This window comes from Dyadobacter sp. NIV53 (genome assembly GCF_019711195.1).
In the GTDB taxonomy this organism is placed as follows: Bacteria; Bacteroidota; Bacteroidia; order Cytophagales; family Spirosomataceae; genus Dyadobacter.
Map to the genome: position 1 here is coordinate 4,048,727 of NZ_CP081299.1, position 17,676 is coordinate 4,066,402.

A 17,676-nucleotide genomic window follows, 5' to 3' on the forward strand; every position below is an offset into this window, starting at 1 on the left:
TCATTTGATTAAAACCAAAATTTTGAAAGTCTTATTTGGCATATAATTTCTTAGCCGCCTCCTCATATTTATCGCCCGCAATCCATTGCGGAGCTATTGGCATATCTGCAATTAACCGGGCGGAGTAAGTAAATGCCTGACTGAATTTGAGCAGGTAATTAAAATTAATGGTTTCAGGATTGTCGGAAACCTGGTGATAGTTCTTCATAATATCACCGTTAAATTCCCTGAACCCGGGTGTAAAAGTAGGGGCAGGGATTCCTTTTTTAGCAAAACTTACATTGTCTGAACGATCGAATAGCCCTTGTTCTGGTGATGGATCTGCAAAAATTCCTAGTCCAAAGGCTTTGCTGGCTGTTTCCATTTGAATTTTTGCACCTGTACGATCCAGTCCCATTACTGCAACTATAGTAGTATCGTTATATCCCGCACCGTCAGAATTAATATTGAAAATACATTTATTAAGAGGCATTAACGGATGATTTGCATAATACTGGCTTCCTAATAAGCCTACTTCCTCAGCCGTCAGAGCAATAATCAGTACTGAACGTTTTGGTGGATTTTTGGAAAAAGCTTCGGCAGCAGTGAGCAATCCTACAACTCCAAATGCATTGTCCCTTGCACCATTGAAAATACTGTCTTCCGGCGTATAAGGCTGCCTGCCTTGTTTTCCTACACCGACATGATCATAATGCGCAGTGAGCAAAATGTATTCATCTTTTAATTTAAGGTCACTTCCTTCAATAAATCCGGCAACATTATAGTTGTTGATCAGTGAAGTTTTCCTTCCGCTCGTTTTAAATTCAACTTCTTGTACGCCACGAAGGCCTCGTGTCAGATTTGCTTCTTTGCCATTTACCCACGCATGCGGGATTGTTTTACCAGATGCATTTTCCGGAGCCAGTCCGATTTTTTCTCCGGTAAAATTTTTGCTTACCATATTCCACGGAATAGGCGCATTGAATAATTCAATGATAGCAACCGCACCTTTATCAATGGCTATTTTACGTTTTTCAGTAGACGATGCTACAATTTCCGAAGGTGTTTGAACATCCGGAGTTCCGCTTTGCACCAATACAATTTTGCCTTTTACATCCAGATCTTTATAATCGTCCCATCCTTTGGATGCGTTTTCCAAACCGTAAGCTGCATATACCAGCGGAGCCTTTATATTGGTTGCTTCACCGCTCATCAGTATCCAGTCGGTGCCGCTTTTAAGAACATCCGCACCGGCAATGATTTCACCCGATTCATTAACTCCCATTTTTTCAAATGGTACATTCTGGTAATAAGAGTTGGTAGCGAATTTTTTGATGATAGAACTATCCGTTCCTGCAACGGACTTTACACCAAATTTGCGAAACTGTTCAGCAATATATCTTGCAGCTGCCAGATTTCCCTGCTCTCCGGTACGGCGCCCCAACAATTCATCAGCCGCCAGAAAGCGCATGTGTGCTTCGGTTTCAGATTTTGTAATTGCAAATTCAGGCGGGAGAGGTTTTTTCTTTTGTGCGAAAGTGGGGAAAGTGAGAATGAAACAAAGAAGGATGGAAAGAGGTATAGTTTTAAAATTCATATTAATTTAACGTATGAAAATATTGTAATCAATAGACAAATGGAAGGCTCGAAAATAGACTATTTTTATGATCAAATGCTATGAAGCATTATAAAATCACTATTTTAAGACTTGTATATTTCTGAATCCTTTTGAAATCTGATTTATTGTATGTGTAAAATGATTTACAGTCTAAACTTTCGGCAACTGCTGTATGAATACAATCATTAATATGCTTAAATCCAATAATATCAGCTAATTCAAGTGCTCTTGTAATATGAAAATTGTTTATTATAGCAATATTCAAAGAGTTTAAATAATCTAATTCTTGCCTGATTATATCATTGCTCACTTCAAATCTGGCCAAGGCATATCCGATTTCTTGAATAACCAAAGTAGAAATTACGAAACGATTATATTCTAACGCATTTAATAGAAGTTCATTAGCCTGTTTATTTTTAACTGGGTCTTGTATAACAATGTAATTGAAAACTACATCTGAGTCAAAATAGTGCACAACTAAAAGATTTACGTCGTTAACGATTGTATTAAAATCTGTACTATCTTTCAACTGCACAGAAGGATGATTTTTTCTATGATCCAAAAATCTTTTAACTTCAAAATCATTAATTTTTTTATCTTCTTTTGCAGTGAGTGTTGCAGGTTCTATTTCTTCTACAATAATTTTTACCTCTTTTTTGCCGAACATAGATTTAATGTAATTGACAAATTTGAGATTGAGTTGCAGGGTATTTACCCGAAATGTGTGTTGTTGCATGGCTATAATTTTTACTTACTCAAATATAATTGTTTTTCAATACGAATTTGTAATATCCAAATAAGGTGCTTAGATATAAAAAGTTAAAAGAAATTAAATTTCCTTAAAAAATATAGAGAAATTTCCAAATTTCTCTATATCAAATCTATCAGTAAATACAAAATTTTCCTAATTATTCAATTCATCGATTCCTTATCTGTTCAACAGAAAAGCCGCTTCCTTTGCGAAGTAAGTAAGGATACACTTAGCTCCGGCACGGCGGATACTGATAAGCACTTCCATCATGGCGCGGTCACCATCCAGCCAGCCGTTAAGCGCGGCAGCTTTGATCATGGCATATTCACCGGAAACATTGTAAGCGGCAATCGGAATATCAAAATTTTCATCCAGCTGGCGAATAATATCCAGATAAGACAAAGCAGGTTTTACCATCAGAAAATCAGCGCCTTCTTCAAAATCCAGTTGCGCTTCCAGTAATGCTTCCCGCTTATTGGCCGGATTCATCTGATAGGTTTTTTTATCCCCGAATTTCGGAGCAGATTCCAGCGCATCACGAAATGGCCCGTAAAATGCACTCGCATATTTGGCAGAATAAGCCATAATACTTACATCCGTAAAACCATACTCGTCTAATTGATTACGCATATGGATTACCCGCCCATCCATCATATCACTTGGCCCAAGAATGTCTGCTCCGGCTTTGGCCTGTGCAACTCCCATTTTTCCTAAAATTTCCAGAGTTGCGTCATTCACGATTTTTCCATCTTCCACCAGGCCATCGTGCCCGTCAGAACTGTACGGATCCATAGCAACATCAGTCATGATGACTAGTTCAGGAAATTTCTCTTTAATGGCGGTAATTGCTTTCAGATAGAATGTGTCTTCTTTGTAGCTTTCCGAAGCAAACCTGTCTTTTTTGCTTTCCGGATAATTGGGAAAAAGATCAATGGCGCGAATACCCAGATCAACGACTTCATTGAGTTCTTCCAACAGATTATCCAACGAGAACCGGTAAATACCCGGCATTGATTTTATCTCAACTTTCTGCCTGGTTCCTTCCTGAACAAACATTGGGAAAATGAAATCGGAGACTTGTAATGTGGTTTCCTGTACCAAATCCCGGATTGCAGAAGATTTTCTATTACGGCGTGGGCGGCGGGTGATGTTAAACATATTAAACTATTGGCGATCAGCAATCGGCTGTCGGCTTTTATTGGTTAATGAATCTTAAAGGCTATAGAAACCATAAGTTGAAGGAAAAAAATCTCCGTGGTTCTCTGTGGAATCAAGGTTACACAGAGAACCACAGAGAAAAATTTAGAGTTTCACAGAGAAAGATTTTTTCCTCCGTTCATTCCTTCTTCCCTTTCCTCCCTTCTAACCTACCATCAGTTTAAATCCTTCTCCGTGTAAATTCATGATCTGAATAGAAGGGTCTTCTTTAAAATGTTTGCGTAGTTTGGTGATATATACATCCATACTCCTGGCATTGAAATAGGAATCATCGCCCCAAATCGTTTTTAGTGCAAAACTGCGGCTGATCGGCTGATTGATATTCTGACAAAACAATTTAAGCAGTTCTGATTCTTTACTGGTCAGTTTTGCCGATTTATCATTGACAATTAATTGATGGTGACCGTAGTCAAAAGTATAATTTCCAACCTCGAAAATATTGTTTTCGTCTGAATTTTCCGGCTGCTTCCGGTAACGGCGAAGAATCGCTTCAATACGCAGCAAAAGTTCTTCCCGGTCAAATGGCTTGGTTACATAATCGTCGCCGCCAACACGAAAACCCTGCATAGTATCTTCTTTCATGGATTTGGCCGTCAGGAAAATAATAGGCACATCGCGGCCGCTCATTCTTACTTCCTTTGCGAGCGAAAAGCCATCTTTTTTAGGCATCATTACATCAAAAATGCAAAGGTCATAAGTCTTATCCACAAAACTTTGCCAGCCTTTTTGCCCATCCGTTGCAAGGTCAGTTGGATAACCCTTGTCTATCAGGTATTCCTGAAGTAATGCTCCGAGATTGATATCGTCTTCAACGAGTAAGAGATTAGGCATAGGTAAATCTGTGAATGAGTATTTTGCAAATCAGCAATTGCTTTTTAATATTCGTATTAATTAATGGATTCGTGGCATAAGAAACACGATTTTGTCCCTAAAACTACCGAACTTTCGAGGTAATGAAGCCTTCTTAATTCTTAAAATATGTTAAAGATACTCATTGGGATCGTCGCAGTAGTCGTAATCCTCGCCATTGTTTACTTTTTGGGGCCAACAGTTCCAGCCGTTCAGTTCAGTCCGGTACTTCCTTCGGTAAACAAAGATTTATCTGCTCTGGAAGAAGAAATAAATAAGTCTGAAAAGGAAACCAAAAATCTGAAGCGCGATAATCAGGCACGGATTGTCTGGGCTGATTCTGCAAAGAAACAAAAAACATCTTATAGCATTGTATACATTCATGGCTTCGGTGCAAGCTGGGCGGAGGGCGAACCTATTCACAGAAACCTGGCAAAGCGTTATGGAGCAAATCTGTACCTGGCTCGTATGCACGATGCCGGAATCAGTGACCCGGATGCATTTGATGATCTGACACCCGAAAACTTCATGGCAAATGCGCAGCGTGCACTGTCCATAGGTAAGGTTTTGGGAGACAGTGTAATTGTAATAGGAACTTCGGCAGGCGGATTGTTATCCGTATATCTTGCCTCGACCAATCCGGAAATAAAAGGTGTTGTATTATACTCGCCCTGTATGGCTGTGGCATCACCCGCTCTTAAACTGGTAACCGGCCCGTGGGGAAGGAAAATATTATACACCATTATGGGTGATCGCCGCACGCCGGTTGATGAAGATCCTGAGAAATCAAACTTCTGGCTGCAAAGTTACCGTACCAACGGGCTGCTTACTTTGCAGCAAACTATTGATGCAATTGCCCGTCCGGAGGTTTACGAAAAGATCAAAATGCCATTATTTTTGGGGTATTATTATAAAAATGAAGAAGAACAGGATAAAACGGTTTCTGTAAAAGCGATGCAGGACATGTTTCCTAAATTGGGAACACCGGATAATCTTAAAGTGGAAAAGGCATTTCCTGAAAGCGGCGATCATGTAATCGGCTCTTATTTGCGTTCAAAAGATGTGCAAGGTGTATATAATGCTACGGATCAGTTTTTTCAGGAAAAGCTGCATCTGAAACCAGTAGAAAACACCGTTGCGAAACCTTGACTTCATAATTCACAGAATAAAAGGCCGGAAAATGTAACTGGTTTAACAAATCAAAAATGCGTTACTTTGCGGGCTTGAAAAAGCATTGTCAGGCATTTGTAAATAAAGATTTCATTTTTGTCAGGCATTGCATGGCTCATTTGACGATATACTTATAACGAAAATTATGGCTTACGGTTTATTAAAAGGAAAAAGAGGGATTATATCAGGCGCTCTGGACGAAAATTCAATCGCATGGAAAGTGGCGCTTAAAGCAAAGGAAGAAGGCGCAATTTTTACATTGACAAATGCACCGATTGCTATGCGGATGGGTGCAATTCAGGAACTGGCAAAAGCCTGTGATGCCCAGCTTATTCCTGCTGACGCCACTTCGGTAGAAGATATTGAAAATCTTTATACCCAGTCTATGGATGTATTGGGAGGAAAAATCGACTTCGTTCTGCACTCTATCGGTATGTCGATCAATGTTCGTAAAGGCAAATCTTATGGTGACCTGAACTATGAGTGGATGCAGAAAGGACTGGATATTTCAGCGATTTCCCTGCACAAATTTTTACAGGTTGGCGAAAAACTGGATGCCATCAACGAATGGGGTTCTGTTGTAGCTTTATCTTACATCGCAGCACAGCGTACTTATTCCTTTTATAGCGACATGGCCGAAGCAAAGGCAATGCTTGAAAGTATTGCACGCAGCTATGGTTACCGTTACGGAAAAGCTAAAAATGTACGTGTAAATACGATCTCTCAATCACCAACCCGTACAAAAGCAGGATCTGGAATTGAAGGATTTGATGCATTTTATGACTTTGCCGAAAAAATGAGCCCATTGGGTAATGCTACTGCAGAAGATTGCGCGAATTATGCGATTACACTTTTCTCAGACCTGACGAAATATGTTACGATGCAAAATCTTTTCCATGATGGCGGATATTCCTCAACCGGTATTTCAGAAGAACTGGTACAAATGATTCAGCAGCAGAATCAGTAGCCTGTTGTAAATATTTTTTATTTCCTGGTAAATAACCAAACCGCCCACAAATAATATAGTTTGTGGGCGATTTGGTTATTTATGTAACTTATATTTGATAAATTAGACTTATTTGAATATATTTTGTTTGTGATTAGATGGCTGCCAGATAATATCCTGATACCTCTTTATTAAACTAAATCTTTATCAAACTAAATCTAAAATTATCATGAAAAAAATTGCCGTATCTGTATTAATACTTTTGGTACTTACTCTGGCTACCAAATCTTTCGCCCAAACATTCAGCCTCAGAAGCGGGCTCAATTTATCAACGATGCAGTTTAAGGATGATCAGAATGAGTCTGATATTCTAAAATTAAAACCCGGATTTCATGTGGATGCTCTGGTAGAATTTCCAATTGCCAAAAATTTTTCCTTTGAAACGGGCTTGCTGTTTTCTATGAAAGGTACCAGAATTGATGAAAAACTTGAAGCTGGTAATGTGACTTATCACCTCAAGACGAGAACAACTCTGATGTATCTGGATATACCTCTTAATGCAAAAACGATTTTTTCCGTAGGACAGATCAAGGTCTATGGTACTTTGGGGCCTTATGTTGGAATCGGATTAGCAGGTAAAAACAAAATTGAAGAAACAATAAACGGAGAAAAAACCACAGAAAATGTAGATGCTAAATGGGGAAAGGATGGAGATTTAAAAAGGCTTGATTTTGGGTTAGCCGTTGGTGCGGGAGTAGAAATAAACGCTCTTTTGATCGGAGTTAATTATGGATATGGTCTTGCAAATATCTCGTCGTATACTGACGGTGGACTTAAAATGAAAAACCGTGTTTTAGGAATCTCTATTGGATATAAATTTGCAAAAAAATAGAATGAATTAATGATGGTTCAGTATCCCTTCAAAACATATTTTTGGAGGGATTTTGTTTTTAAGATAAAATAATTCGACCGCTTGTCCGTTTCGCGTTGTATGATATATGTGAACCAATTAGTTTCGCTTTTCAATTACAAGCTATGAACCATAAAATGATTTATCCTTTTTTCATGAAATTTTCTTCTCAGCTGAAATATATTCTGATCCCGTCAATAGCAGTTTTATTTCTGGCTTGCGGTGGTGAGAGTGAAACTACCAAGACTTTACCCGATGCGCCTGTTTATACACTCGTTTTTCTGGATAAAACCCAAAGCGTAAATGTGAACAAGAAGTATGTAAATGAAAAATATCAGCGTATGCTGAAAGATATATTGGAGGCGAACATGAAAAATAAGGGTGACAAACTGGAAGTTTATTTTATTCATGAAAACACCTCCAAGGCGCGTGCACTTTCTGTTACTATTCGTAGTGAAAAAGACAACATGGATGCTGCTAATGCAACGGACAAGGAAGCGATCGAAACTGCATTTTCGTTATCATTACAAAGAGAAAAGGGAATTTTCCTGAATCAGCTTTTGAATAAGCTGAATGAAACCAATACGGGTTCTTCCAATAAATCAACTGATATCTGGGCCAGTTTACCTGTTATTGCCAAGGCTTCAGGGAGCGGCTCGGACGTTAAAGTTTATTATTTCAGTGATATGATCGAAAGTGTTAAAGGATCAGATCGCCGTGATTTTCATAGAAATCCTCCCAAAAGTGACGAACAGGCAGAAGGAGAAGCTAAATCAGATTTTATAAAATTAAAGCAATACGAAATTGGCACGCCTCAGGTTACAATAGTCTCTCCGTTTGAGCCGACTGCTTCTTCCAAAGAGAATAATCCACACGTAACCCATTACTGGCAAACGCTGTTTCAGGAATTGGGCGGAGTTAGTGTGGAGGAGCTTTAGGTTAAATAACGATTTTTGATAATGAACCATTAAGGGATTTAGAAAATTAAGATTAGAAAACTTAGTGCTTCTTAATTTCTTAGTACTTAAAAAGTAAAATGGCTAAATTCCAAGATTTTTGGTGGAATCTTTGGATCTAAAATGTAATTAGGATAATGTTCTAATGAATGATTCCATTCTATTTGTCCCATTCCATCATTGTGAATTTTGTCAGATCCTTTCAAAGGTTTTAATATAATCGTTCCTAACTCTTTATCACAAGATAATACCAAATAAATAAACGCACGAGATACCTTTAAATTCCTTTCTACATAATCCGTTTTTAGTGCGATATTAACACCGGAGACTTTACTTGCTAAACTTGGATAAATCAAGCCATTAGCATCTTTGTGCATTTCAGAAATGATTCTATACAATATTGATGTAAGTTCGTAGCACCGAACTCCTAGTGGGTGCAGCTCAACAACAGCCATAAACCATTCGGCAAAATGATTATCTATAATAAGTTCTTCATTTGATTTTCGACTTTGAATATCATACTCTTTTAAGAGGTCCACTATTAGGCCATCTTTTATGTTATCAATAATTTGTTTTACTCCAATGACCGGCAAGATCAAATCAATTTCTGGCTTAATATTATGTACAAATGTTGAAACTACTAAATAACTTCCTTCTTGTGGTTTTACTTCAAAAATTGGAACTCCATTTGCATCACCGCAATAAAATACGGATTCCTTTGGAGCATTACAACGACCCCAATTCTTAACATATTCTTTACGTAAAAATGATAGTTTATCAACATGATTAAATTCTTTGCAAGCATCTTCAATACATTCCAGCTTTTCGCTTCGGGCTCTGATTAGCTCTTTTAACTGTATATTATAAAAGCTTCTTGTATACTTGTAATGTTGAGCAAAATATCTTATTAATTTTTCCAACTGATTAAAGTTGATTAAATTGGATTTAAGATTTTCTTCCAAGTTTTGTAAAAAACGCTTAGCTTCCTGATTCATGGCAAATATTCAATATTAATTGACGAAGTAGCTTTAATAACTCTTGAATCAATCATTCCTCACCCGGCCCAATTCTCCCGGTCCAGGCTGCGATACTGGATTGCCTCTGCCAGATGTTCCACTTTAATGTCTTCACTGCCAGCCAGATCTGCAATGGTTCTGGAAACTTTCAGAATACGGTCATAAGCGCGGGCAGATAATCCGAGCCTTTCCATAGCGGTGCGAAGTAATGCTTTTCCGGGATCACCAATTACACAAATTTCCTTCACCATTTCCGGCGGCATCATGGCATTCGAGTAAATTTCTTTGCGGTCCTTAAACCGTTCCGTCTGACGGTTTCGTGCTTTGATAACGCGTTCTCTTATTTGTTCGCTGCTCTCGGATTTTCGGGTGGAAGCGATCTGATCAAAGGATACCGGAGTTACTTCCACATGCAGGTCAATACGGTCCAGAAGCGGGCCACTGATTTTATTTAAATATTTCTGGACAACACCCGGGCCACATACGCATTCTTTATCGGGATGATTATAATAACCGCATGGACAAGGATTCATACTGGCAATAAGCATGAAATTAGCCGGAAATTCGACTGCCATTTTTGCGCGTGAAATACATACTTTTCGTTCTTCCAATGGCTGGCGCATTACTTCCAGCACAGTCCGTTTGAATTCAGGAAGTTCATCCAGAAAAAGTACGCCATTATGTGCCAGTGAGATTTCTCCCGGTTGTGGGAAACTGCCACCTCCAACAAGTGCCGCATCACTTATAGAATGATGTGGAGCACGGAAGGGCCGTCGGGATACCAATGTGGCGCGTTTTCCGAGCTTGCCGGCTACGGAATGGATTTTGGTTGTTTCCAGCGCTTCGGGTAAGCTGAGCGGTGGGAGTATGCTCGGAATTCGTTTGGCTAGCATCGTTTTACCGGCTCCGGGAGGCCCGATCATAATCGCATTATGACCTCCGGCTGCTGTAATTTCAAGCGCACGTTTTATATTTTCCTGTCCCTGTACATGTTCAAAATCAGCATCGTATTCATTCTGGCTCGTGAAAAACAAATCACGCGTATCTACGATCAACGGCTGAATTTCTTTTTTGCCCTCAAAAAAAGCAATGGCATCTTCCAGCGTTTCGACTGGTATTACATCAATATTGTTGACAATAGCCGCTTCGTGTGCATTTTCAGCTGGTAATACAAATCCTTTAAAACCTTGCTTGCGCGCTTCAATGGCAATAGGCAAAACGCCTTTAATAGGACGAAGCATTCCATCCAGAGACAATTCGCCCATGATAATGTAATCTTCCAGATCTTTCTCACAGGTTAACTGCTCCGAAGACTTCATGATACACAATGCAATGGGCAGGTCATAAGCCGAACCTTCTTTCCTTATATCCGCAGGAGCAAGATTTACAACCACTTTCTGCCGGGGCATTTTGTAATTGAAATACTTTAAAGAAGCTTCAACGCGCTGCTGGCTTTCTTTCACCGCGCTGTCGGCCAGGCCCACCATAAAAAATCCCATTCCTTGTCCAACAGTTACTTCAATAGTAATCATATTGGCGTCGACGCCATAAACGGCACTTCCGAAAGTTTTGGCTAGCATGTGTAATATTAGTAGTTGATGAATGGTAACGTTTGTTCTTTTTCAAGAAATTGTGTCAAAAATAACAGGAAATCGGACAATCAGGTTATTCAGGGAAGAGAAAGAGCGAATGAATCTTTTCTCACTCTACCACGGCCGACACACATATATAGGTTGGTATAATTCCTGTACTCCGAATGCGAACTTCCGCATCTTCTGCCTGCGTATTACCGGTAAGAACCAATGCTGTATCCAACCCGAATTTATTTCCCCCAGTATGTCCGTATGCAGTGTATCACCAACCATCAGAATATTCCTTTTGTCTACATTCGGGTAATTTTTAATATGCTGATACGCGAAAATGAACATTTGCGGGTCGGGCTTACCAAAGCGTATAAATTGACGGCCTATCGTATCTTCAATCATTTTGGCAAGTGCACCAACGGCAATGGAAACCCTGGTCTTGGAAGCCGGATATGTTTTATCCGTATTGGCTACGATAACAGGAATATTGCGTTTGCGTAAAAGATTAAGCGTTTTGGTCAAATCAGTATTCCAGTCAAATCCTTCGTCGTCCAAGAATACCAATGCATTTACGTCAGCAATTGCACCAAGATCTAATGTTCTGATCGATAGTGTTTTTAAATCAGGTGTTTCGATGTAATGTGCTGAATTATCTGTACCAAGATAAGCTACAATTCCTTTTCTTACTTTCAAATCCAGATATTCCCGTGCAAGCATTCCCGAAGAAACGATACGATCAGGCGTTATGTCATTGATACCTAATTTTACATACGATTCAGCTAACTGTTCCGGGCTGCGGGATGCGTCATTGGTTACTACATAAAAATCTTTTCCTGTTTCTTTCAGGTAGGTAAATGTTTTCTCAATACCAGGAATAAGCCCGTTGTAAGTTTTTAAAACACCGAAAGCGTCAAAAAATATTACTTCATACTTTGATAAAACAGATTTAAAATTGTCAAGTATCATAATTGGTGTCGTGGGGGAGTGAAAGAAGGAACATGTTTAAGAGCTCCTATAAATTTAAAGCACGGAGTATTTTTTCTTCATCAAAACCGTCAATTGCAGGGAAATAAAGTTCGTATGCTTCCTTTTGCAACTTGGTGGAATAGGCACGATGAAAAAAGAATTTCCCGTATTTGATCACATAATTCAGAATAAAAAAACGGTAAGCTTCTTTCATGAAACGAACTTCTTTTTCAGTAAGAGGATAAATTTTATGGTATTCCTTTAAAAATATCATAAAACGGTCCTCCATTAATGGCCCCATGAGATAGCTGAAAACGGTACGGTCGCCAACATTGGAAACTACACGGCTGAAAAAATAGAAATCCATAATTCTGGAAGAAACCCTGAACCAGTCATAATCCCATCGGGAAAATAATTTCAGATCTTCTGTAACAGAAAAATTTCCAATATTCCAGTCTACAAAAACAGGCATCAGATCAAAAGAACTTACATTCAGCCGCTGGATATTCTTCATGAAAATATCACATTGCCTTTTTAAAATATGTATGTTTCCACGGTTCTCATATTTTCCTGTGTCTGTTTCCAAAATGTCCAGAAGGTGCTGAATATCGGTACGCAAATTTTTTGAAGACTTTGGCAGAGACTTTCCTGCACGAAAACAAGCCAGGTGAAATTTTGCGGCTTCACTTCCCAGCTTACGGATCTGATCATCATTAAGCCTCCGTGGCAAGCGGTTCATAGCGCGTATCGGATTGTAAAATACTACCCAGGTATCCACAAAATCTTCCTGATAACGGTAAGTGTAAACCTGGTTGTTTTTTACCAGAGACCTTGCCAGTACATTTTCATATGGATAGAGCAGGTTATTGGCAAGTGCCTGGATAATCCTATGGTCTTCCTTGAAATGCTCATATTTACCAAAATACGAAAGCTTGGCTATAACAATATCATTGTTATCGAGCGTAACCCGGAACACGTGATTGGTAGAGACTTTTGCACTTATATCTTCAACCAGTTTTACTCCAATAGTTTTATCAAACCCTTCCCAGGCCTTTCTGATAATTGCGGGATAATCTTTTAAACGCATTATTGTTTTTAATTTTGCCCGGACGGATCAGAAAATCCGCTTGTCATTTACAGGGTCTCGTGTGTTAAAGCAAAGGTAACAACTTAGTAGAAGCGGATTAACGCATTTTTTAAAATATATTATTGAAGCGAATTCCTAAAAAAATAAGCAGCGACAATCGCCTTTTTTCGGCTATTATCACTGCTTAGGAATTACATAACCTAATAAACCAGTTGAGCTATTTTATTAAGCAAGTGTGTATAAAGTGCGCATTTGCCCAATATGGATTTTATTTAGCGCCCAATTTCTTATTTTACTGTTTTAATATCTTTACCAATGTAACTGCCCCTTTGGCACGCGTAATTCTTGCAATGTACATTCCGGAAGAAAGATTATTCATATCAACATTTGCGGATATTCCTGTTAAACTTGTCCTGGACTGGTCATACACAACTTTTCCTAAAATATCATTCAGTTGTACCCGTTCGATCTGGTTTATATCATCTACGTCTAATGTTAGTTTGTCAAAAGCAGGGTTTGGGTATAAAACCGTTCTAAGATTTGTCATTCCAATTTCAACATTTTGAATACGGCTGTAAGCAAATGTTGCATCCGAATCAATCATTTTCAGACGGTAAAAATTGCTACCCTGCTTAGGAGTTAGGTCGGAATACAGATAAGATACAAGTGCGCTGCTTTCACCTTTCGCAGCTACTGTTGCAATATTTTTCCAGGATTTTCCATTAACACTATGTTCAATTTCGAACCTGTCACTGTTTGTTTCGGCCGTTGTAGCCCAGCTTAGCATAGCGGTCTGGTTTTCTCCTTTTTTGGCCGTAAAGTAGGTTAAGGTAACAGGTAATGGTGCCAGTACAGTAACTATTGTATTATTATTTATATTGATAGCACCTGTGGTCGTAAGCCCTTTTCCGGTAAGAGTAGCACCCTGTAATAAATTAATAGCTCCGGCGGCAACGATTGTACCACTGAATGCAGAAGCAATTCCCAATTCAACGGATCCGCTAATTTGCCAGTAGACGTTGGTAGGTAAAGCTCCGTTCTGTAAAATTACCCTTGATCCCGGGCTGGTAGTTAAAGCACCATTTATTTGAATTATAAAAACAGCATCGGCATCATCACCAGCATCCAGGATCAGATCGCCTGTTAACGTTGCAGCACCTCCCAGATAATAAATTTGTGGAGTCAGTGGTGGTGTTAAAGTCTGTAATGGCGAAGTAAGGACACTATTATTGATCCTGCCCTGCAAGTTGTTATATGCTGAAATGACATCAGCTGCAACGGTAGCAGTAACACTGCCCGGATTGTAACGTGTTCCCAATTGTGTAACGGTAGCAAATCCAACGTATGATTCCTGATTGGTGCCAACATCGCCCACAATGGTAGTTGCCCCGAGATTAGTAACGAGCCCGGCTCCGGTAAATAATGCAAACCCCGTAGCAGTTCCTAATGACGGTGCAGTTGGCGACTGTCCAAAGGTTAAATCTGACGAAAATAGTGAGATAATTATTGCTACAACTGATAATAGATTTTTCGACATATTGATTGATATTTTACATGAACTAGTTTCAATATGACAAAGTTAAATGTTCGATTATTCGAAATAATTATAGAATATTTTCTTTAATTTACAGAATTCACACATTTTCCAGCATGATGCGTTTATTGTTCTTATGCTGCTTATAAAAAGAGGGAGTTAGTCCGGTGACTTTTTTAAATTGACTTGATAAATGTGCTACACTGCTGTAATTCAGTATATAAGATATTTGGGTTAGATTGAGCTCATCATATGAAATCAATTCTTTAACACGTTCAATTTTATGAGCAATAATATAATGCTCAATAGTAGTGCCTTTTGCCTCTGAAAAGATATTAGCCAAATATGTATAGTCATGATTTAGCCGGTAACTGATATAATCCGAATTTTTTACTCCTGGAAGCTTATCGGTATAATGTACCATTTCTAAAATAACATGCTTTATTTTTTCAATGAGCATGGCTTTTTTATCATCCATTAATTCAAGGCCAGATTCCATTAAAGCGATTCTTAAATGATCTCGTTGTTCTGCTGTTATATTTTCTTTAATCTCTATTTCGCCTAAATCCATTATTCCACAGCTAAGTCCAAGATTATTCAGCTCAGATTTTACCAACATTTTGCACCTGGTGCTTACCATGTATTTGATATATAATTTCAATTTGTTTTACTTAAAGTTGAAAGATGAGAAAGTTTTATGTAGAAATATTTCTACATAAAATTGATAAAAATGAAGTACATGCTTTTATTGTGCGTATAATGTACGAACATGGTGTAGTTGTGAATGATAGTAAAAATATCAAGCCATTCTAATTCGCCTGCCGAGGATTTAAACGAGAATGTCATTTTGAATCTGTTGTCACTGGGATGAATTATTCGCAGATGTCAGTAAATGATGTTTTTATCAAATCTTTTAAATTATTTTTGTCCGAAACTTATACTTATTCCATTGTTTTTCTATTTCTCCCGTTTCCTGATCCGTCTGGCTCTTCCTATCTTTTTAAGGAAGCTTTTAGTTATCAATTTTGATAAATTTCCTGCCAAAGTACCGGTGTTGCTTGCATCCAATCATTCAGATTCTTTTTTTGATGCACTTGTAATCGGGGCTGTGCTAAAACGTCGTATCTATACGCTTGCCCGTGGCGATGCTTTCAAGAAAAAGGCGGTGGCTTTCTGGTTAAGGCAAATCAACCTGATTCCTGTTTACAGAGGCTCAGAAGGGCGGCAGCATGTTAAAAACCTGGATGTTACGACGCAGGAAAGTTATAATGCGATGAAAAACGGTGATGTGGTTATCGTTTTTTCAGAAGGTGTTTGTGTAAATGAATGGAAATTGCGGCCATTGGGAAAAGGAACGGCTAGAATGGCTTACCAGGTTTGGTATGGGGAAGGTGCGTTGAAAGATATGGAAGTAATACCTACCGGTCTGACTTATGAACATTTTCGCGGACCAGGAAAGCGGGTTGCCTTACATTTCGGGAATGGCATTAAATCGCAGGATATTAAAACAAGTCCGGATGAATATGAAAAGTGGCTTCGGGAATTCAACGAGATCCTGGACAAGGGAATGAATGACCAAATCCTGACCTTACCAGAAGGAGTATCACAAGTGGAGAAGAAGCAGAGAATGGATGCTTTTTACGGCCCGGATTCGATTCCGCCGGCCGGAAATACGCTTCTACGTGGTATAGGTTGGTTTGGCCGTACAATTCACAAACCGTTTTATTCCTTTTTTGCCAGGAAAGCAGCCAAAATTACTGCCCGTTCGGTGTTTTATGATTCAGTATTGTTTGGATTAATATTGTATTTATATCCGCTTACTGTGACAATACTATCAGTTTTGCTTGGCATTTTTGCGGGCTGGCCGGCTGGGTTGGCTTTATTTATTGCGCTTCCGCTATTGGCCTGGTTTGGAGGGAGATACAGATAAGAAATAGTTGATTGGTAGAAAAATCAGCATTAATCCGTGGCACGGCTGTTATTTTTCAGCTCAAATAATTTACGGGTAAGCCGTGCCACGGACGTATCAATCCTTCACCCGGCTCAAGCTAAGCATTTTCAGCATCCAGTCTGGTAAAGGCTTCTGGTGTTTACGTTTTTGTATATCCAGAAACCAGCCTATTTTTTTCAGAATTGGTAATTTATGTGTTTCTACCAGTTCGATTAAAGTGCCGTCAGGATCTTCTACATAAGCAAACCGCCCGGCTGCTGACTCCATACCAAATGATTTTTCGCTATCAATGGTAAAAGGATATCCATTCGCCTGGATTTTATTTTTGAGTGTTGCCATATCCAACGTGTCAAAACACAAATGAATAAACCCGCAATCACCCCAATAACGGTTTTCAAAAAGTTTTTTTGGAGTACGGTCTAATGCCTGTATTAACTCAATCTGGATATTTCCCAAAAGTTTGGAAAAAGCTCCAACGGGTGTGAATTGTTTTCTTAATAAAACCCTCCGGAAACGCTGGCCGGAAATGGATGTTGGCAGATCTTCAAAAACCCCGGTTTTGTCATAAACAATCTCCATCGGGTCAAGCAGATTTTTATAAAAAGGCAGAGATTTATCAATGTTTGAAACACCGACAACAACTCCTGCAACACCACCAACAGGTTTTCCGGTATTTTGGAACCACGTTGTGTCACTTGTGATCTGATATATATTTCCATAAGGATCATTTCCCCAGAAGCCTTCTCCCTCTGGAAGTGAAACCAAAGGACCTACTGCCTCCCTGGATTGACTTTTTACCCATTCATGCGCTTTGCGAACATCAGGAGCTTTGAACCTGATAGCGTTAATACCCAGATCTCCCGGTTCCAGTTTAAAACCAACAGGCTGTGAAACCCGGCTTGTGAACGACCATATTTCCAGGCCGCCGCCTCCAGCCATATTAATTGCCAGTAAAGCATGCCTTTGGTGTACTTTGCCTCCGGTATAAGGAGTCATAAGGGGAGCATCGGCTTTATCGTCAAAAACCGGTACATCGAAACCCAGAATACGGCGATACCATTGCCATGCTTCGGGTACATTCTGAACACCAACACCTACTTGCTGGATTCCGGTTATTAGTGGAGCGCTCATTGGTTGAGATA

Annotated in this window: 15 protein-coding genes and 1 pseudogene; 5 read left to right on the plus strand and 11 right to left on the minus strand. The window is 39.1% G+C overall.

Going from position 1 to position 17,676, the window contains the following annotated elements:
* Positions 1 to 31: 31 nt before the first annotated feature.
* The 4 genes from KZC02_RS16525 to KZC02_RS16540 all read right to left on the minus strand — a co-directional run bounded on the left by KZC02_RS16525 (position 32) and on the right by KZC02_RS16540 (position 4,397).
* Positions 32 to 1,576: a M20/M25/M40 family metallo-hydrolase gene (locus tag KZC02_RS16525; protein ID WP_221389725.1), complete on the minus strand. Its 1,545-nt coding sequence runs from the start codon at positions 1,574 to 1,576 to the stop codon at positions 32 to 34.
* An 88-nt stretch (positions 1,577 to 1,664) separates the two neighbouring features.
* On the minus strand, positions 1,665 to 2,333 hold the full coding sequence (locus KZC02_RS16530) for a PIN domain-containing protein (protein ID WP_221389726.1): 669 nt from the start codon (positions 2,331 to 2,333) through the stop codon (positions 1,665 to 1,667).
* A gap of 192 nt (positions 2,334 to 2,525) precedes the next feature.
* Positions 2,526 to 3,506 carry a porphobilinogen synthase gene (gene hemB, locus KZC02_RS16535; RefSeq protein ID WP_221389727.1) on the minus strand — a complete coding sequence of 327 codons (981 nt, stop codon included), beginning with the start codon at positions 3,504 to 3,506 and terminating at the stop codon, positions 2,526 to 2,528.
* Positions 3,507 to 3,710: 204 nt separating this feature from the next.
* Positions 3,711 to 4,397: a response regulator transcription factor gene (locus KZC02_RS16540; protein WP_221389728.1), complete on the minus strand. Its 687-nt coding sequence runs from the start codon at positions 4,395 to 4,397 to the stop codon at positions 3,711 to 3,713.
* Between the two features lie 147 nt (positions 4,398 to 4,544).
* Between KZC02_RS16540 and KZC02_RS16545 the strand changes: the two genes are divergently transcribed.
* From KZC02_RS16545 to KZC02_RS16560, 4 genes are all read left to right on the plus strand, one after another.
* Complete coding sequence (locus KZC02_RS16545; RefSeq protein WP_221389729.1) at positions 4,545 to 5,564, plus strand: carboxylesterase; 1,020 nt, start codon at positions 4,545 to 4,547, stop codon at positions 5,562 to 5,564.
* Positions 5,565 to 5,730: 166 nt separating this feature from the next.
* Positions 5,731 to 6,552 (plus strand): enoyl-ACP reductase, encoded by an 822-nt coding sequence (locus tag KZC02_RS16550; RefSeq protein ID WP_221389730.1) that lies wholly within the window; start codon positions 5,731 to 5,733, stop codon positions 6,550 to 6,552.
* Between the two features lie 208 nt (positions 6,553 to 6,760).
* Positions 6,761 to 7,423, plus strand: coding sequence for a porin family protein (locus tag KZC02_RS16555; protein ID WP_221389731.1), 663 nt, complete (start codon positions 6,761 to 6,763; stop codon positions 7,421 to 7,423).
* A gap of 173 nt (positions 7,424 to 7,596) precedes the next feature.
* The gene (locus KZC02_RS16560; protein WP_229253635.1) at positions 7,597 to 8,379 is read left to right on the plus strand and encodes a hypothetical protein; all 783 of its coding nucleotides are present in this window, start codon (positions 7,597 to 7,599) and stop codon (positions 8,377 to 8,379) included.
* 86 nt (positions 8,380 to 8,465) lie between these two features.
* Here KZC02_RS16560 and KZC02_RS16565 read toward each other — a convergent pair whose 3' ends face one another.
* The 6 genes and pseudogenes from KZC02_RS16565 to KZC02_RS16590 all read right to left on the minus strand — a co-directional run bounded on the left by KZC02_RS16565 (position 8,466) and on the right by KZC02_RS16590 (position 15,154).
* Positions 8,466 to 9,392, minus strand: a complete 927-nt coding sequence (locus tag KZC02_RS16565) for a hypothetical protein (protein WP_221389733.1) — start codon at positions 9,390 to 9,392, stop codon at positions 8,466 to 8,468.
* A gap of 59 nt (positions 9,393 to 9,451) precedes the next feature.
* The gene (locus tag KZC02_RS16570) at positions 9,452 to 10,993 is read right to left on the minus strand and encodes a YifB family Mg chelatase-like AAA ATPase (protein WP_221389734.1); all 1,542 of its coding nucleotides are present in this window, start codon (positions 10,991 to 10,993) and stop codon (positions 9,452 to 9,454) included.
* Positions 10,994 to 11,114: 121 nt separating this feature from the next.
* A pseudogene (locus KZC02_RS16575) lies at positions 11,115 to 11,872 on the minus strand (HAD-IIA family hydrolase).
* Positions 11,873 to 12,008: 136 nt separating this feature from the next.
* Complete coding sequence (locus KZC02_RS16580) at positions 12,009 to 13,049, minus strand: hypothetical protein (RefSeq protein ID WP_221389735.1); 1,041 nt, start codon at positions 13,047 to 13,049, stop codon at positions 12,009 to 12,011.
* A gap of 292 nt (positions 13,050 to 13,341) precedes the next feature.
* Entirely contained in the window at positions 13,342 to 14,586 is a 1,245-nt protein-coding gene (locus KZC02_RS16585) for an ice-binding family protein (protein WP_221389736.1), read from the minus strand.
* Between the two features lie 97 nt (positions 14,587 to 14,683).
* Positions 14,684 to 15,154, minus strand: a complete 471-nt coding sequence (locus tag KZC02_RS16590; RefSeq protein WP_310590316.1) for an AraC family transcriptional regulator — start codon at positions 15,152 to 15,154, stop codon at positions 14,684 to 14,686.
* A gap of 378 nt (positions 15,155 to 15,532) precedes the next feature.
* Between KZC02_RS16590 and KZC02_RS16595 the strand changes: the two genes are divergently transcribed.
* A complete protein-coding gene (locus tag KZC02_RS16595; RefSeq protein WP_221389738.1) occupies positions 15,533 to 16,513 on the plus strand; it encodes a 1-acyl-sn-glycerol-3-phosphate acyltransferase in 981 nt (326 codons plus the stop codon).
* A gap of 96 nt (positions 16,514 to 16,609) precedes the next feature.
* Here KZC02_RS16595 and KZC02_RS16600 read toward each other — a convergent pair whose 3' ends face one another.
* Positions 16,610 to 17,665 carry a VOC family protein gene (locus KZC02_RS16600; protein WP_221389739.1) on the minus strand — a complete coding sequence of 352 codons (1,056 nt, stop codon included), beginning with the start codon at positions 17,663 to 17,665 and terminating at the stop codon, positions 16,610 to 16,612.
* Between the last annotated feature and the right edge of the window lie 11 nt (positions 17,666 to 17,676).

Bases quoted from the DNA above. Each gene is read 5' to 3' on its own strand.
- KZC02_RS16525 (WP_221389725.1), bottom strand. From the start codon at position 1,576: ATGAATTTTAAAACTATACCTCTTTCCATCCTTCTTTGTTTCATTCTC.
- KZC02_RS16530 (WP_221389726.1), bottom strand. From the start codon at position 2,333: ATGCAACAACACACATTTCGGGTAAATACCCTGCAACTCAATCTCAAA.
- hemB (WP_221389727.1), bottom strand. From the start codon at position 3,506: ATGTTTAACATCACCCGCCGCCCACGCCGTAATAGAAAATCTTCTGCA.
- KZC02_RS16540 (WP_221389728.1), bottom strand. From the start codon at position 4,397: ATGCCTAATCTCTTACTCGTTGAAGACGATATCAATCTCGGAGCATTA.
- KZC02_RS16545 (WP_221389729.1), top strand. From the start codon at position 4,545: ATGTTAAAGATACTCATTGGGATCGTCGCAGTAGTCGTAATCCTCGCC.
- KZC02_RS16550 (WP_221389730.1), top strand. From the start codon at position 5,731: ATGGCTTACGGTTTATTAAAAGGAAAAAGAGGGATTATATCAGGCGCT.
- KZC02_RS16555 (WP_221389731.1), top strand. From the start codon at position 6,761: ATGAAAAAAATTGCCGTATCTGTATTAATACTTTTGGTACTTACTCTG.
- KZC02_RS16560 (WP_229253635.1), top strand. From the start codon at position 7,597: ATGAAATTTTCTTCTCAGCTGAAATATATTCTGATCCCGTCAATAGCA.
- KZC02_RS16565 (WP_221389733.1), bottom strand. From the start codon at position 9,392: ATGAATCAGGAAGCTAAGCGTTTTTTACAAAACTTGGAAGAAAATCTT.
- KZC02_RS16570 (WP_221389734.1), bottom strand. From the start codon at position 10,993: ATGCTAGCCAAAACTTTCGGAAGTGCCGTTTATGGCGTCGACGCCAAT.
- KZC02_RS16580 (WP_221389735.1), bottom strand. From the start codon at position 13,049: ATGCGTTTAAAAGATTATCCCGCAATTATCAGAAAGGCCTGGGAAGGG.
- KZC02_RS16585 (WP_221389736.1), bottom strand. From the start codon at position 14,586: ATGTCGAAAAATCTATTATCAGTTGTAGCAATAATTATCTCACTATTT.
- KZC02_RS16590 (WP_310590316.1), bottom strand. From the start codon at position 15,154: ATGGATTTAGGCGAAATAGAGATTAAAGAAAATATAACAGCAGAACAA.
- KZC02_RS16600 (WP_221389739.1), bottom strand. From the start codon at position 17,665: ATGAGCGCTCCACTAATAACCGGAATCCAGCAAGTAGGTGTTGGTGTT.